This is a genomic window from Streptomyces sp. SAI-127 (genome assembly GCF_029894425.1).
Classification (GTDB): Bacteria; Actinomycetota; Actinomycetes; order Streptomycetales; family Streptomycetaceae; genus Streptomyces.
This window is the reverse complement of the sequence record NZ_JARXYJ010000001.1, coordinates 6,147,743-6,162,081: the sequence shown is the minus strand read 5'-3', so window position 1 is coordinate 6,162,081 and position 14,339 is coordinate 6,147,743. Positions and strand designations below refer to the sequence as shown.

At 71.4% G+C, this 14,339-nt stretch carries 17 protein-coding genes; all 17 read right to left on the bottom strand.

The annotated features are described in order from the left end of the window. Positions 1-4,899 (bottom strand): hypothetical protein, encoded by a 4,899-nt coding sequence (locus M2157_RS28430; RefSeq protein WP_280866594.1) that lies wholly within the window; start codon positions 4,897-4,899, stop codon positions 1-3. A gap of 86 nt (positions 4,900-4,985) precedes the next feature. Then, complete coding sequence (locus M2157_RS28425; RefSeq protein WP_280866593.1) at positions 4,986-5,183, bottom strand: hypothetical protein; 198 nt, start codon at positions 5,181-5,183, stop codon at positions 4,986-4,988. 50 nt (positions 5,184-5,233) lie between these two features. After that, the gene (locus tag M2157_RS28420) at positions 5,234-5,764 is read right to left on the bottom strand and encodes a hypothetical protein (protein WP_280866592.1); all 531 of its coding nucleotides are present in this window, start codon (positions 5,762-5,764) and stop codon (positions 5,234-5,236) included. 75 nt (positions 5,765-5,839) lie between these two features. Continuing rightward, positions 5,840-6,232 (bottom strand): hypothetical protein, encoded by a 393-nt coding sequence (locus M2157_RS28415; protein ID WP_280866591.1) that lies wholly within the window; start codon positions 6,230-6,232, stop codon positions 5,840-5,842. Continuing rightward, complete coding sequence (locus tag M2157_RS28410) at positions 6,229-6,837, bottom strand: hypothetical protein (protein WP_280866590.1); 609 nt, start codon at positions 6,835-6,837, stop codon at positions 6,229-6,231. The genes M2157_RS28415 and M2157_RS28410 overlap by 4 nt, the downstream gene beginning before the upstream one ends. Further along, positions 6,828-7,637: a hypothetical protein gene (locus M2157_RS28405; RefSeq protein WP_280866589.1), complete on the bottom strand. Its 810-nt coding sequence runs from the start codon at positions 7,635-7,637 to the stop codon at positions 6,828-6,830. The genes M2157_RS28410 and M2157_RS28405 overlap by 10 nt, the downstream gene beginning before the upstream one ends. 68 nt (positions 7,638-7,705) lie before the next feature. Beyond that, positions 7,706-8,383 carry a hypothetical protein gene (locus M2157_RS28400; protein ID WP_280866588.1) on the bottom strand — a complete coding sequence of 226 codons (678 nt, stop codon included), beginning with the start codon at positions 8,381-8,383 and terminating at the stop codon, positions 7,706-7,708. A 124-nt stretch (positions 8,384-8,507) separates the two neighbouring features. Next, positions 8,508-8,684, bottom strand: a complete 177-nt coding sequence (locus tag M2157_RS28395; RefSeq protein WP_280866587.1) for a hypothetical protein — start codon at positions 8,682-8,684, stop codon at positions 8,508-8,510. A 9-nt stretch (positions 8,685-8,693) separates the two neighbouring features. Continuing rightward, positions 8,694-10,085, bottom strand: a complete 1,392-nt coding sequence (locus tag M2157_RS28390) for a hypothetical protein (protein ID WP_280866586.1) — start codon at positions 10,083-10,085, stop codon at positions 8,694-8,696. Continuing rightward, positions 10,012-10,917 (bottom strand): hypothetical protein, encoded by a 906-nt coding sequence (locus tag M2157_RS28385; RefSeq protein WP_280866585.1) that lies wholly within the window; start codon positions 10,915-10,917, stop codon positions 10,012-10,014. The genes M2157_RS28390 and M2157_RS28385 overlap by 74 nt, the downstream gene beginning before the upstream one ends. A gap of 126 nt (positions 10,918-11,043) precedes the next feature. Continuing rightward, positions 11,044-11,322 carry a hypothetical protein gene (locus M2157_RS28380; RefSeq protein ID WP_280866584.1) on the bottom strand — a complete coding sequence of 93 codons (279 nt, stop codon included), beginning with the start codon at positions 11,320-11,322 and terminating at the stop codon, positions 11,044-11,046. A 14-nt stretch (positions 11,323-11,336) separates the two neighbouring features. Further along, positions 11,337-11,942 carry a hypothetical protein gene (locus M2157_RS28375; protein WP_280866583.1) on the bottom strand — a complete coding sequence of 202 codons (606 nt, stop codon included), beginning with the start codon at positions 11,940-11,942 and terminating at the stop codon, positions 11,337-11,339. Positions 11,943-12,072: 130 nt separating this feature from the next. Beyond that, on the bottom strand, positions 12,073-12,381 hold the full coding sequence (locus M2157_RS28370) for a hypothetical protein (protein ID WP_280866581.1): 309 nt from the start codon (positions 12,379-12,381) through the stop codon (positions 12,073-12,075). A 5-nt stretch (positions 12,382-12,386) separates the two neighbouring features. Further along, positions 12,387-12,548 carry a hypothetical protein gene (locus tag M2157_RS28365; RefSeq protein WP_280866580.1) on the bottom strand — a complete coding sequence of 54 codons (162 nt, stop codon included), beginning with the start codon at positions 12,546-12,548 and terminating at the stop codon, positions 12,387-12,389. A gap of 322 nt (positions 12,549-12,870) precedes the next feature. Continuing rightward, on the bottom strand, positions 12,871-13,323 hold the full coding sequence (locus M2157_RS28360; protein ID WP_280866578.1) for a hypothetical protein: 453 nt from the start codon (positions 13,321-13,323) through the stop codon (positions 12,871-12,873). Next, entirely contained in the window at positions 13,320-13,559 is a 240-nt protein-coding gene (locus tag M2157_RS28355) for a hypothetical protein (protein ID WP_280866577.1), read from the bottom strand. The genes M2157_RS28360 and M2157_RS28355 overlap by 4 nt, the downstream gene beginning before the upstream one ends. A 15-nt stretch (positions 13,560-13,574) precedes the next feature. Further along, entirely contained in the window at positions 13,575-14,312 is a 738-nt protein-coding gene (locus tag M2157_RS28350) for a hypothetical protein (protein ID WP_280866576.1), read from the bottom strand. Between the last annotated feature and the right edge of the window lie 27 nt (positions 14,313-14,339).

Sequence of the window (14,339 nt, the reverse complement as noted above, 5' to 3'; positions counted from 1 at the left end):
TCACAATCCTGCCGCGTACACGAGCCGGTTGACGACGCGGTGCGCGGTCATCTGCCCGTCGCCCACCTCCCGGATCTCGAAGTGGTTGTTGATGGTCGTTCCGGCCCCGAACCGGCCTCCTCCTGCGGCCGCCGCGGCCCCGGCCTGGCGGACGCGCTGCCCCCGGGTCAGGGGCACCACGTCCGCGCCCATGTCGCCCACCGCGCCCAGGGAGGAGGAGACCCGGCCAGGCAGCAGGCCGAACTGTCCGGCGACCGCGTCCACCATGGAGCGGGCCGCCGCCGTGGACGCACGCATGATCCCCGCCATCCGCTGCACCAGGCCGAGCTCCAGGCCGGCGCCCGTGTACTCCCCGAGGCGCCGCATCACGAGCGAGGGACTGTGGATCTTGAGCGCCGTACGGATGGCGGACTGCATGCCCTTGGCGATGTCGAGCATCAGCTTCTCGATGCTCTTGCGCTGGGCCTGGAGGCCGGTCAGGAAGCCCTTGCCCGCCTGCTTACCGGCGTCGAACAGGACGTCGGCGCTGGTGGTGCCCAGAGCGCCGGACGCCTTGGTGAGCTGGCCCTGGAGGTTGTTGATCCGCTTCAACTGGTCGGAGGTGGCGGAGGCCAGCGTGGACGCGAGCTGCGCGCCCTGCTGGGGGCCCAGGCCCACGAGCTGCTGGAGCAGGTCCTTACGCAGGCCGCGCTTGGCGAGCCGGTTGAGCTGTCCAGAGAACAGCTTCACCTGGTCCACGGCGCCCTGGAGGTTGGCCGTCAACGCCTTGACGGTGAGGGCCTGGCCGTCCGCGATCCCCTGGGCCAGGTTCTGCAGAGAGAACGCCTGCAACGCCTGGGCGGTGGTGTCCGCGGCGAACTTCTGAGCGTCAGCGATCCTCTTCGCCAGGGCGTCCCGCTGGGCGGCCAGGGTGGTCAGGCGCTTGTTCCCGGCGTCGAGCATCGCCACCAGGCGGTCATCCAGCCGCGTCTTCTTCCCGGAGAACGCGTTCTGAATGTCGCGTACCAGCTTCTCCGTGGTGCTCTTGATCTGGGCGGCGGTGCCGGTCAGGCCCTGCACGAACCCGCGCCCCACGTCCCGGCCGATCTTGGCGAACACCTTGGAAGGGCTGTGGATCTCCAGGGTGTCCCGCGCGGACACCGCCGCGGTGTCGGCCATGTCGGCGGCGGCGGAGGCCACCAGCCCGGCGTTGTTGCGGATGCCGTCGACCATGCCCTGCACGACCTGGGCGCCCACGTTGTCCAGCAGGTTGCCAATGCCGGCGAGCAGGGAGCGCAGGGTGGACACCGCCCCGCCGACTGCGGCGGTGCCGCCGCTGGTGGTCGCCGTGGCCAGGGTGCGGGCCTGACCGGCCAGCATGCCGAGGAGGCCGGACTGCTGGGCGAGCTGGGCGGCGCGCTTGGGGTTGGTCAGCGGGATGACGACCTCGGGCCCGGCCTCACCGATGAGGGCATGTGTGGGCCCGTACACGATGCCGCCCTTGGCGAACGGCAGGTACTTGCGGACGCTGGACGGCAGCCCGGACTTGACCTTGGCCATGATCTGGCCGCCGATGTTGCCGATCGCGCCGAGGATCTTGCCCGGCAGGCCGCGGAAGAGGTCCACCACACCGGAGATCAGCGACGAGACAGCCGACCGCGCCTTACCGGCCGCGCTGGTGAACGCGGACGCGATCCGGCCCGGCAGAGCAGACAGGGCGGACGCCACCTTGCCGGGCAAGCCCCGGAAGAAGGAGACGGCCGAGGAGATGAACGAGGTGATCCGGCCGCGTACGAGGTTGAACCCGGCCACGAAGTTGCGCAGCAGGAAGGAGCCGAGCGATGCCAGCGCCCCGGCGATGCGGCCAGGCAGCGCTCGGAAGAACCCCACGGTGGTCGAGATCCCGCTGGTCACGGCGGAGCGTACGAGGTTGAACCCGGCCACGAAGTTGCGCAGCAGGAAGGAGCCGAGCGATGCCAGCGCCCCGGCGATGCGGCCAGGCAATGCCTGGAAGAACGCCGCGGTGGACGAGATCCAGCCGGACACGGTGGACGTCACCAGGTTGAACCCGTTGACGAAGGACGTGAGCAGGAACTGGCCCAGGGCTGCCAGTGCGTTGTAGATCCGGCCCGGCAGCTCGGTGAAGACGAACACGATGCCGGCGACCACGGTCAGCAGGCCGATGATCGCGAACGCCACGGCGCTGGTGAAGGCGTCGAGCAGCAGCCCAGGCAGCGCCAGCAGGCCGGCCACGATCCGGCCCGGCAGCGCCACGAAGAAGTCGACCACGGCCTGGACGGCGGTCGACAGACCGGCCTGGGCAGTCGCGAACGCGCTGACGAAGAACTGGCCGATGGTGGAGCCCAGTGACGACAGCCCGGAAGTGATCTTGCCTGGCAGGCCGGTGAAGAACTGGACCACGGAGTCGATCCCGCTGGACACCGCCTCCCGGGCACCGGTGAAGGCGTCACGGAAGAACCCGGCCACGGCCGACAGCCCGGACGAGATCCGGCCGGGCAGGCTGACCACGAACGAGACCACGGAGGTGATGGCGCCGACCAGGCCGGTCAGCGCGCCCACGATGCCCTGGATCACGGGCACGACGATCTTGATCGTCAGCCAGGCGGCGAACGCCGCGGCGATCCGCAGGACCGGGGCGGCCAGCCGGATGACCATGACGACGAGCGGCGCTACGGCGGCCACGAGGCCGGCCAGGGACGGCAGGAGGGGGATGAGCGCCGTAGCGACGGCGGTCAGGGCGTCCACGATGGGTGGCAGCGCAGGGAGCAGCGCATCAGCCAAAGCCGTGTAAACCGGGACGAGTGCGGACGAGACCTGCACGAGGGCGTCAACCAAGGTTGACAGCAGCGGGGCCAGCCCCTCGAACAGCTGGGCGACTGCCTGTCCGGCGCCGGCCGCCAAGGGCTGCATGGCAGCGGCGAGTTGAGAAAAGGCGGTAGCAATCCCGGGCAGAACGGGCAGAAGCGCACCAACTAGGGCGCTGATGATCGGCTGAAAGAGCGTCGCCAAGTTCTGCAGGACGGGGGCGAGCGCGGACGCCAGGACGCTGACCAGCTGACCGGCCAGCGGCAGCAGCGGAGCCAGGGCGGACAGGGCGGAGCCGATCGCGGTCCCGAGCTGCCCCAGGTCGATCTTGCCCAGACCCTCCGCCAGCGCCTGACCCACGGTCTGGAGGCTGGGCGCGATCTGCGCCAGGGCGGGCCCCAGGGCGTTGATCAGGGAGACGAGCGCGGGGCCCAGCGCGCTGAAGACGGGCGCCAGGGCGGGCGCGATGGCGCCGACCTGCGTCACCAACGCACCAAGGATCGGACCCAGTTGGGACGCGATCGTGCCGACCGTGGCGAAGAGGTCTTGCAGGGCGCTCTGACCCTGCGCCGAGTTGACGAAGTCCGCTACGGACTGGGTGACGGTTTGCAGGTTGTTGAGGAACCCGGCACCGGCGGCGTTCCCGGCCGAGAACACGCCGCCGATGATCTGGCCGAGGTTGCCCAGCAAGTCCCCGAGCTGCGCCAGGGTGTTGAGCGCCCCGTCCACCCAGGCGACGGCCTGGCCGCCGGATGAGATCCGCTGGAGGAAGTCCCCGAACCGCTGGCCCAGGTTGGCGATGCCGCCGGACAGCTCCGCGCCGAACCGGTCGGAGATGACCGCGGCGACCTGCAGGACGCCGGCGGTCAGCTTGTTCGTGGTCTGGGAAAGGCCCTCCGTGGCCGCCTGCGCGCCGCCCAGGATGGAGCGGACGTTGGCCACGCCCTGGGCGCCCTTGACGTACCCCAGGGCGTTCTTGGCCGCCACGCCCCAGGCCGTGGAGATGCCGGTCAGCCCGGTCTTGAGGGGGCCGGACAGTGCCTTGGCGGTGGAGGTGATCTGCCCCTCGATCTGGGCGAAGAACCCGTCCTGGACGCTGTTGCGCAGCTCCTCGAACGCGGGCTTGAGGGCGCGGACCTCCTGGGCCGCCGCCCGGGCCTTGGGTGACAGGTTCTCCAGGGACTTCTCGAACTCTTTGGCGTCACCGGTCAGCGCGGCCTGGAACGCGTCGCCGACGCCGGCCAGGGCGAGCTTGAGGGCGCCCAGGGCGGCCTGGAACCCGAGGACCACCGCCGGGACCGCGGCGAGCAGGCCGGCCGCCGGGGCCAGCGCGGCCACGAACTTGGCGATCCCGGTAGCCGCGCCCGCAGCGGCGATGCCGATAGCGCCGAACTTGAGCGCCTTCAGCAGGACGCCGCCAACCCTGCCCGCGACACCGGTAAGGCCGGACAGAGCGCGAGAGAACCGGTTTGCGTCCGGGTCGACGTTCACCGTGACGTCCGGCGCCCTGTGCGCCCGGATACGGGCGTCGAAGTCGTCCAGGTCGGGGACGACCCGGATTGCCACCTCCTCGCCCGCCAGGAGGGCACGGATACGGGCCAGGAAACCCGTCAGGTCCGGGACTACGTCGAGGAGCGCTTGAGGGAACTTGTGGCCGCGGATCCTGCGGTCGAGGCCGTCGAGGTCGAGGAGAACGTCCAGCGCCAGCTGTGGCAGCTTGTGCCCGCGCAACCGCCGGTTGAGCGCGTCCAGGTCGGGGACCAGCGTGACGGGGAGGTCCGGCAGCCGGTGACCGCGTAGTGCCGCATCGAACAGGGACAGGTCAGGGGAGACGTCGACGGTGACGGCCAGGCCGCGCAACGCCCGCTGGACCCGCGCCTGGAACCGGGCCGTGTCCGGCTCCACCCGCGCCGAGATCGCGGCCGTGAGGCCACGCTGGATATTGCGGCGGATCTGCTGGCCGATGTTGCGGGTCGCGCGGTCCAGGGCGTTCTGGATCCGCTGCCCGAGCGCCTGGGCCTCACCGACCGCCGCCGTGTCGTCCAGGTCGATGGTGATACGGGCTGAGCCGTAGTCCTCTTCCTCGCCAGCCACCGGGCAACCCCACGATTCGTGAGTGGTTGCCCGGCCCTTAACCAGTCGGCGAGAGGCCAGGGCGCGCGGCCCGGCCTGGTCCCAGACTATCCGTTACGGCCACCAGTGACCTGGGCGTCTTCGGTGGCGACGGCGGACATGAGCGCCTGGGCCTGTTCCAGGCTCATGCCCTGCGCCGTCGGCCGCTCCCCGGTGGCGGTCGGCCGGCGCTGCCCTCGGGGCGGGGCGTACAGCTTGGCCCGGTTACGGGTGCGCTCCCCGTCATCCTGCGCGGCCGCATCCATGGACGCCTCGGCGGCGGCCAGCATCGTGCGCAGCCGCCACGCGTGGACGTCTACCCCTTCGAGCGCGAGCGCGCCGCTCCAGCTTTCCCAGCCCGCGGCGATGCTTTCGCAGAGCCGCCACGTGACGTAGGAGGGCGCTGGTCCGCCCCGCCTCCGTACAACTCCGTCACCCACTCCATGAGCTGCACCAGGATGCGGTCCGGCATGGGCATCGCCCACTTCACGCGGGCCCCGTCCACCTGGTCCGCGGCCTCCTGCGCCTCGTCCCACTCCTGGTGGGTGGAGAGCAGCGTGCCGTCCTTGGTGGCCACGTTGAGGGCCATGAACCGCTCCGCGTCCTCCGGGAGCATCAGCCGGGCCAGGAAGCCGCGCAGGCCCCGGGAGGCGCCTCGCAGCGCGGCCGGGTCCAGCGTGGAAAGGTCCTCCAGGTCGATGCCCTGGGCCGCTTTCTGCGCGTCGCGCAGCTCCCCAAAGGCGTCCATGAACTCATCGCCCATGATCTCCGGTTCGAACCGGAGTTCCGTGCCGTTGACGGTGGCGACGTGGGGGTCGGTGTTGTAGGAAAAACTCTTGTTTGCCACGGGGTGTGTCCTCGTCCTCCGTGCCTCGCCCGGCCCTCAACCAGTCGGCGTGCAGATCAGGGTAGCCGGACCGGGTTACCGGCCCAGGCGGAGCGCCCGCTGGAGGAACGGGTTCGGCCTCGTGCCGGGGTGGCGCACCAGCTTGGCGAACACGACGTCGCCGCCCACCTCGAACCGCAGCGCGGCCGGCCGGTTGTTGCGGCCCTTTGCCCGGCGGGGCCGGATGATGTGCGGGCGGGTGCCGTCCAGCACCAGGCGCACCTTGGGGTGGTCGCACACGATGACGCCCTGGAGGCCGCGCGGGCCCTCCACGATGTCCGTGCTGATGTAGTCGCCCATGCTGCCGGGCGCCTCCGCCGCGGCGATCTCGGCCACCCGCTCCGTGCGCTGCTCCAGCTTGCGCCGCGCCGTGCGGCCCCGCAGCAGCCGCGCCAGGGCGCCCTGGTTGATGCGTACCTCCACGCTCATGGCGTCCCCTCCTGCGGGCACAGGCAGCCCGGCAGGGCCACCGTCACCCGCTGCTCAAGGCCCACACAGCCGCCCTGCGGGCCGACCGTGCGGGACTCCCCGACGAATACCACCCGGCCGCGCCGGTGCTCGCTCGCGGTGGGCAGGCAGCACTCCACGGCGTTGCGCACGACGACCAGGTCCGTGTGCAGGATGCGGGCCGCGTCCCCCAGTGCCTCGCACGGGGGTGGACAGCCGCCCTCGTCGAAGGTGGGGGCGCAGCGCAGCAGCGTGACCACCAGCTCCACCGCCATGGCCGTGGGCGCCGCGCAGGTGAGCCGACCGCGTGCCTGGGTGGCCGGCAGCGTGCGGTCCGCGCTGGGGAAGTCCGTGGACGCGTACAGGCGGGCCACGTTGACCGAGAGCTGGCCGCCCGCGCCTCCGTCCGGGTTGGCGTTGCAGGGGTCATCGCAGGAGTCCCAGGCCGGGGTGCCGGGCACCAGGCAGCTCCTGCACGGGCAGCCGGGCTGACCCTCGATCACTTCCGCCGCGTCCTGGAGGGCCGCGCACACGCACCCCAGCACGGCCTCCGCCGCGTCCTGCACGGCGTTGAGATTCAGGGCCACGTCGTCTTCCTCGGCCGGTTGTAGTCAGGCGAGTACACGCGGGACGGCCGCGTGAGCCGACCAGGGTTGACGGTCGTCAGGAACAGGTCCGCCAACGGCAGGCCAGTCAGGCCGCTGGCGTACATGAGGGTGGGGTCCGGCATCTCCATCTCCACGCCCTGGCGCTGAAGCCTGGTGATGTTCCGATTCGCTTTGCAGCCGCAGGAGCCGGTGCCGCCGCACCCCTTGAGCAGGTGGCAGGTCAACTCCGAGACGGCCGCAATGGCGGAGTCGTCCGGCTCGATGCCCCACCGGTAGGTCACGGTGAACGTGCCCGGGGCGCCCTCGGGCTCGGCGAGCTCCTGGCACCGTGGCCAGCACTCCCCGCCCAGGCGCACGAGCAGGCTCGGCGCGTCCACCCGGTACTCCACCCCGGGCACCAGGTCCTGGCCGTCCACGTTGACCCGCACCACGGAGTGGACGGGCCCCTCCAGCTTCACCTCACACAGCTCCGAGCAGGAGCAGCCGGACGGCCGGCACCCGCACACGCTGGCGTTGCGCCACTGGCCGTCAACGCCGATGTACGGCACCCACGGGCCGGTGCCCACGCCGGCCTGGAACGAGATCGGGGCGCCCTCCAGGCACGCCTGGCGGCATGGCCGTACGGTGACCTCGCAAACTCCGATGCGCCGGCCGGACAGCCGCCACAGGATCTGGGTCGCGACGCGCTGCCACCGCTCCAGGGTGGCCGCCTCCACGCCGTCCACGTCGCAGCACAACTCCACCGGCCACGGGTCACACGCCGTCGTCTGGAGCGGCACGGCTCCACCTCCCTCCTACGGCGCAGCCGCGCGACGAGGCGCCGCGCGGCTGCAAGGTGGACACGGGGTCAGGCCGGAACCGGCACGTAGTCACAGGACGGCACCGGGGGCTCCACCGTGGTGATGAATGTGCGGCGGTGGCAGTTGGCGTCCAGCGGCGTGAGCAGCGGGCCGGGGGTGTTCGCGGCGTCCGCCGGCTGGACGTCGTACGGGCCGACGCCCCAGTTGCCGCCGGTCTTGGTGGACCCGGTGATCTGGAGGGTGACCGCCTCCGATCCGATCTCCAGGTCGCCCAGCAGGCCGTTGCTGACCCACGGCAGAAGGAAGTAGATCCACTGGCCGGTGGCGCCCGCCACACACGCCTCGCCGAGGACTTCCGCCCACAGCTCCAGCGCGAAACCGGTGTCGCACTTGACGGAGCAGGTGTCGAACCCGATCGGCTTGCCGTCGTAGCCGAGAACCACGGGGTTGCCGGTGAGGATCTCGATCAGCTCCGGGGAGACGCTGAACACGTTGAGCTCCAGGTCGAAGCCCCGGAAGGTGGGGCACCCCTTCTTGTAGCCGCATACGCGGCCGTTGGCGGCCTTGTATTCGATGTCGTCGCCGTCGTCGCTGTTGTTGTTCATCGCCAGGCTGGCGAAGCAGTCGAAGACGTACCCGTTGTCCGGGCCAGGGATGGGGTTGCCGCACTGGTCGAGCCGCGTGACGCGCATGACGTCCGCATTCGCAATGAGCGGGCAGGACATGCCGGTCCTCCTAGAAACAGGAGTCCGGCCCTCAACCAGCGACATGTGCGTCCGGCCCTAAGCCAGCGACGTGGTCAGTTTAGCTGTGGCCGGGCTGGTCAGCCCGGCCACAAGCGGCAGGCGGTCAGGACGCCACGCGGTCGCCCTCGTTGGGCTCCGGGGCGGGCAGCGTGATGACGCCGGCCGCCTCGTTGTACTCCGCCTCGGTCACCTCTCGGTAGCCGGGCGGGATGGTGGCGAACATCTCGGCGTCGCCGCTGACGGACAGCCAGCCGCCGTTGTCTTCCAGGTAGTAGCGCACGGGGGTCTCCTATCGGGTCATCGCGAGCAGGTCGGTGTCGGTGATCCACTGGTTGATCGTGACGGTGCCGGCGATTACGCGGATTGCCGGGTACACGCGCACCGCGTAGCCGGTGTGCGGGGGCAGTACGACGGCCTGTGAGACGCCGAAGCTGTACCGCTCGTGACGGGCCGGGCCGTTGGCCAGGACGCTGTGGGTCTGCCGTACGGCCAGGGCACCGCCGTTGATCTGCACGGCATATCCCAGGTCGAACTGGGCGTTGGCCGGCCAGGTGAGTTCCACGTGCCCGGTGAAGCGGGTGGAGAACGAGATGCCGCGGCAGTCGGACAGGCTGTCGGCGGTGTAGGTGCCCTCTGACCAGGCTGTGGAGTCCACCAGGATGAACCCGGTGACGCCGATCGTGGGTGTGCCCAGCGGGTGGTTCTGCTGGAGGGTGGCGGCCGCGCTGGTGTGCTCGGGCGGGGTCCACAGGGCGCCGCTACTCGGGTCGCACTTCAGCGTGGAGTTGGCCACCGGGTCACAGTCCCAGTCATCCGTCCACAGCTGGCTGCCAGCGATGGGGAATGCCGCCAGCGGTGAGGCGGCCGTGCCGTCACCCTGGAGACCGCAGCCGACCTCCGGCGGCGGCACGGGCGGCACGAACAGCCTGCCGTCCCCACCGAACGCCAGCCGGTTACCGGCGTCCGCGCTCGGGGCCACCAGGAGCCCACTGGCCGCCGCCTCCACGCCGTTGGGCTCCGGGGCCACCACCACGTCGCCAGAGACGACGTACGGGTCCCCTGCCGCCCCTGTGCCGGTCACGGTGGCGTTGAGGGTCGGAGTGTCCCCGGCCGTGACGACGCTGGGCGCCCCGCCCCCGCCAGCCGCGTACAGACCGCCGTCCGTACCGAACGCCACGGTGTTACCCGCGTCCGTGGACAGGCGCGCCGCAAACTCCCCCGTGGCCGGGTCGTAGGCGGCCCCGTCCCCGGCCGTGAAGCACTGGCGTACGTCGGCGCACTCCACGAACAGGCCGCCCGGGCCCTCCTGCAGGAGGTTGCTCCCACCGCCCGGCGGGGTGGCGTCCAGGATCACCGCGGCGGCCACCTGGTACGGGTCGCCGGCCGCGCCGCTGCCCGTCACGGTCACGTCCACCGTGGGGGTGTCGGCTTCCTCGAGCGCAGTCGCCGCGGCGGGGGTGTAGAGGCCGCCGTCCGCGCCGATGGTCGTGGTGTTGCCCGCGTCCGCGGACACCCGCGCGGAGATCTCCCCGGTGGCCTGGTCGTAGGCCGCGCCGTCGCCTGCGGTGAAGCACTGGCGTACGTCGGCGCACTCCACGAACAGGCCGTCAGGCCCTGCGCTGAGCAGGTTGGTTCCGCCGGCGGGCGGGGCCGGGTCCACGAGCACGTCGGTGGTGACCACGTACGGGTCGCCGGGCCGCGCCGGTGCCGGTGACGGTGTTGTTCGCCGTGGTGGTGTCCCCGGCCGTGACGACGCTGGGCGCGCCGCCTCCGCCGGCGGCGTACAGGCCGCCGTCCGTACCGAACGCCACGGTGTTGCCCGCGTCCGTGGACACCCGCGCGGAGATCTCCCCTGTGGCCGGGTCGTAGGCCGCTCCGTCCCCGGCGGTGAAGCACTGCCGCACGTCCGCGCACTCCACGTACACGCCATCGGGCCCGGCCTTGGCCAGGTTGGCGCCACCGCCTGGCGGGGCGGGGTCCAGGATGACGGCCGCGCTCACCTCGTACGGGTCCGCCGCGCTACCGGTGCCGGACACTGTGACGTCCACGGTCGGGGTGTCGACGGCGCCCAGGGCGGTGCTCGCCGCAGGGGTGTACAGGCCGCCGTCCGCACCCAGCGTCGTGGTGTTCCCGGCGTCGGTGGAGACGCGCGCCTCCACCACGCCGGTGGCCGGGTCATAGCTCGCGCCGTCCCCGGCCGAGATGCAGCCGCGTACGTCCGCGCACTCCACGTACACGCCATCGGGCCCGGCCTTGGCCAGGTTGCTGCCACCGCCTGGCGGGGTGGGGTCCAGGATGACGGCGGCACTCACCACGTACGGGTCGCCGGCCGCGCCGGTCCCGGAGACGGTGGTGTCCACCGTGGGCGTGTCCGCGGCCGTCACCGGGGTGGGCGTGCCTGAGTCCGCGCTGACGATGTACGGGTTGGTAGGAGAGCCGTTGCCGTCGACGGTGACGCCGGGCCCGGCGGTAACGGCGCACTTGCAGCCGGCTGAACCGCAGCACTTGGCCATGAGGGAGCTCCTCGGAGAGCGTTGGAGGAGTCGCCCGGCCCTCAACCAGCAGCGTCACAAAACGGGGTGTGCGCCCGGCCCTGAACCAGTCGGCGCCATATCGAATCTAGGAACGGTGGAAACGCGCTATGCGGCCGTCCAGTAGCCGGAGATCTGCCGCGCGGAGGCTTCCGGGATCCCGACTGCCAGCAGCGCCTCGTAGGCGCTCTCCTTCGCGGCGGTCTCCGCGGCCCGGGTGTCCGCATGCTGCTGCTCCAGCGCTGCCTCGGCCGCAGCCAGCTTGGTGGTGTAGTCCGCCTCCGTCAGCAGCGTCACGCCCTCGGGGTGGACCGGCTCTGCTGCGGTCGTGGTGCGCTCGGTGAGGGAGCCGTCCGGGTGCTCGTAGTAAAACGTCTGTACTGCCATGACCACTGATCCCGTCAGTTGAACCGGTTTGACCAGACCCACGCGCGCAGCGACTTCTGGATGCGGGTGATGGTGGCGCCGCCGCTGCCCCGACCGGCCTCCACGTTCATCGTGATCGTGCGCGTCTCGCCCGGGTTGAGCGTGAAGGCGGTGAGCTTGTTGTCCTGGGAGTGGGTGGCGAAGATCGTGCCGCTGCCCTGGTTGCCGAAGTAGTTCATGTCGTCGCCGTCGACGCCGGACATGCCGCCCGAGTTCGGGGGGAGCACGAAATCGAGGTCAACCTCACGGAAGAGGAGACCGAGCGCGCGACGGCACGGATCCGGATTCGTGGTCTCGACCGAGATTGTGTCGATCACTTCAGACGGGGCGGTCGGGACGAGCAGCGGCGATCCGAGGAGCGTGGTCGACTGCTCGCCCTGGAAGTCCGCCCAGTACGCCGGATCGGCGCGCAGCTCCCCTGAGACCGGGTCGCAGTAGACGCCCCCGCCGTTCGTGTCGATCGGGCATGGGAACGGCCACGCCGCGACGGCGGCGGTGAGCGGCGTGCCGCTGCTGCCGTCACCCGCCAGGCCGCATGCCGTCTCGACCGTCGCGCCTCCCCCACCGGGTGCAGAGATCACGTACGGGTTCCCCGTGGAACCGCTGCCGTCGATCTCGACGCCTGGCCCGGCAGTCAGGGTGCATGTGCAGCGGCGGGAGCCGCAGCAGTCGGACATGGTCACTCCTCGCGTGAGCGGGTCTCAGGACAGGTCAGGGGGCTGCGGCTTGCGCATGGACGGTGACGCCTTGGGCGGCCACGCCGGGGCCGAGGACGCTGATACCGAGGACCGTGACGCCAGTCGTGACGAGGACCTCGAACGTGGTCGCCGCCGCGGTGTTGGCGATGATCCGCGCCGTGCGCACGCCGACCGCCGCGGCCTCGATCGAGTGCGTCACGACGGGCGCGGCAGCGAACGCCCCGACCGGCCACGTGAACGTGATGCGACCGTTGGAGTCGGTCACGCCCCTCTGCCGCTCCAGGCGGGTTGCGGGCGCCTCGTAGTCGCCGCTGGTCCCCATCTTGGCTAGATCTCCCTGGTGGTCGTCACCAGGAAGTCACTGCCCGCGACGCCGGTGAACGCGTAGGCGTCCTGGAGGGATTCGCCTGTGTCGCCGCCCTGGTCCACGCCCCATGTGAGCGAGGTGCCCGGCCCGACCGCGACGGCCGCGCCGCCGCCGATGGCCACGGTCGGATTGCCGGTGTAGACGACGAGGGTGATCGAGCGGGCGCCGGCCGGCCGGGATCGTGATGGTGCCCACGCCGGGCTGCCGCTGGACCGTGCCGTCGATGACCGGGTTCGCGGGGGTGGCTGGTGCCGCGCAGCGCTGCACGGCCCCCACGGGGGCGTATGCCGCGCCGTCGAGGGTGGTGTCGACGTGCGTGAGGGCGCCGGTGTCGTCCAGGCCGTACCGGCGCAGGAACGCCCCGGCCGAGTCGCACAGGATCTCGTACTCAAGATCGGGCCGTCCGGCGACGCTGCCGCTTGTTCCTGCCATGGGATGCCTCCATCAGGCGATGCGCTTGAAACGGAAGTTGTGCGCCCACAGGGCCCGGCCCGAGGTGGCCCCGGCGTCGGTACGCCAGGACCCCTCAACCCGGACCGTCGTCGGGCTCGCCACCTGGTAGAGCGCGGCTGCTGAGGCGTCGGCTTGGACGCCGTGAACGACGGGCTCGGCGGACTGGTCGGTGAACAGGATCACGCGCCGCTCAGCCATCGGGACCGCGGCGCCGGCCGTGACGTCGAAGACCCGGGCGTCCACGATGGCGTTGGTGAGGCTGCCCGTCCCGCCGATGGACCCCTGCACGTCAGCGGTCACCTCGTAGAGGCCGGCCACGGGGAGCAGCAGATCCGTCCCGGGGACCGGCACCCACGTGTTCGCGGGCGCGGCGTCGAGGCTCACGACGCCGGATGCCTGCCCGGTCTGGGGGATCAGCCGCAGCGATCCGGCGGTGCCCGTCATCGGCCCCGGCGCTTCCGTGCCTTCGCGCCGTCCGCGCTCGCCTCCTTCGGCTGCTCGTCGCTCACGGGGAGTACGCCGAGGGCCGGGGCCGCCTCGGCGGCTGCCGTCACGGCCTGGTCGTACTCCTCGGCGGTGATCTCCTCATGCCCGGCGTCCGCGAGCACCTGGACGCCCTCGTCGGTCAGGTTGCCGTACTGCACCACCCCATGCAGGGTCCGGAAATAGCGCACGCTCATCGCGGTCTGCCCTCCTCAGTCAGAGATCTTGTTGAACGCGACAGACACGCTCCCCGCGAGCCCGTCACCGCCGACATAGGTGCCGTTGAACTGCACCCAGCCCTGCACCTTTTGACCGGCGGTGAGCTGCTGGCGGAAGGTGAACGTGGCCGCGCCGGTCTCGAAATTGGACATGGCCGCCGGAGCCGACAGGGTGTAGGCGTTCTGCATGACGACGCCCTCCTTGAGTCGGGTGCCGTCCACACCTACGGCACCGACGACGGAGTAATCAGCGGTGGCCCGGGGGTAGAGGATGCCGGCGTAACCGGTCACGAACGCCTCGATCAGATAGACGCCGTCCTCTGGGACCGCGAGCTCCTGCCCGAGATTCCACTGCCCCATACCGGCGCTGACAACGGACTGGAGGCCGCCCTGCGCCCACGGCGGGGACAGACGCGCCCCGACATTGAAGGTATGGGCGGGGCTCTCCGTCACGTCGATGTCCACCGACCGGGCCGTACCGACCGGGGCCGGGGCGCCGCCCGTGACGGGCGCCACGGTCGCGCTGGGGGCCGGTGGCGGCACGAACAGGTCGCCGTCAGCGCCGATGGTGAGGGCGTTTCCGGCATCAGCCGAGGGCCGCACCACCAGGCCCAGGGGACCGGCTGAAAGCCCGTTCGGCTCCGGCCCCTGCACCTTCACGGCGGCGGTGAGCGGCGCCCCCGCCGTGCCGTCCCCGGACAGGTCGACCGTCGCCGTGTCCGTCGTAGCCACGGCCGCGAGACCGCCTCCGCTTCCGCC

Excerpts from the sequence above, each read along its gene's own strand:
- M2157_RS28425 (WP_280866593.1), bottom strand. The coding sequence starts at position 5,183 with ATGGATGCGGCCGCGCAGGATGACGGGGAGCGCACCCGTAACCGGGCC.
- M2157_RS28415 (WP_280866591.1), bottom strand. The coding sequence starts at position 6,232 with ATGAGCGTGGAGGTACGCATCAACCAGGGCGCCCTGGCGCGGCTGCTG.
- M2157_RS28400 (WP_280866588.1), bottom strand. The coding sequence starts at position 8,383 with ATGTCCTGCCCGCTCATTGCGAATGCGGACGTCATGCGCGTCACGCGG.
- M2157_RS28385 (WP_280866585.1), bottom strand. The coding sequence starts at position 10,917 with ATGGCCAAGTGCTGCGGTTCAGCCGGCTGCAAGTGCGCCGTTACCGCC.
- M2157_RS28380 (WP_280866584.1), bottom strand. The coding sequence starts at position 11,322 with ATGGCAGTACAGACGTTTTACTACGAGCACCCGGACGGCTCCCTCACC.
- M2157_RS28370 (WP_280866581.1), bottom strand. The coding sequence starts at position 12,381 with ATGGGGACCAGCGGCGACTACGAGGCGCCCGCAACCCGCCTGGAGCGG.
- M2157_RS28360 (WP_280866578.1), bottom strand. The coding sequence starts at position 13,323 with ATGACGGGCACCGCCGGATCGCTGCGGCTGATCCCCCAGACCGGGCAG.
- M2157_RS28355 (WP_280866577.1), bottom strand. The coding sequence starts at position 13,559 with ATGAGCGTGCGCTATTTCCGGACCCTGCATGGGGTGGTGCAGTACGGC.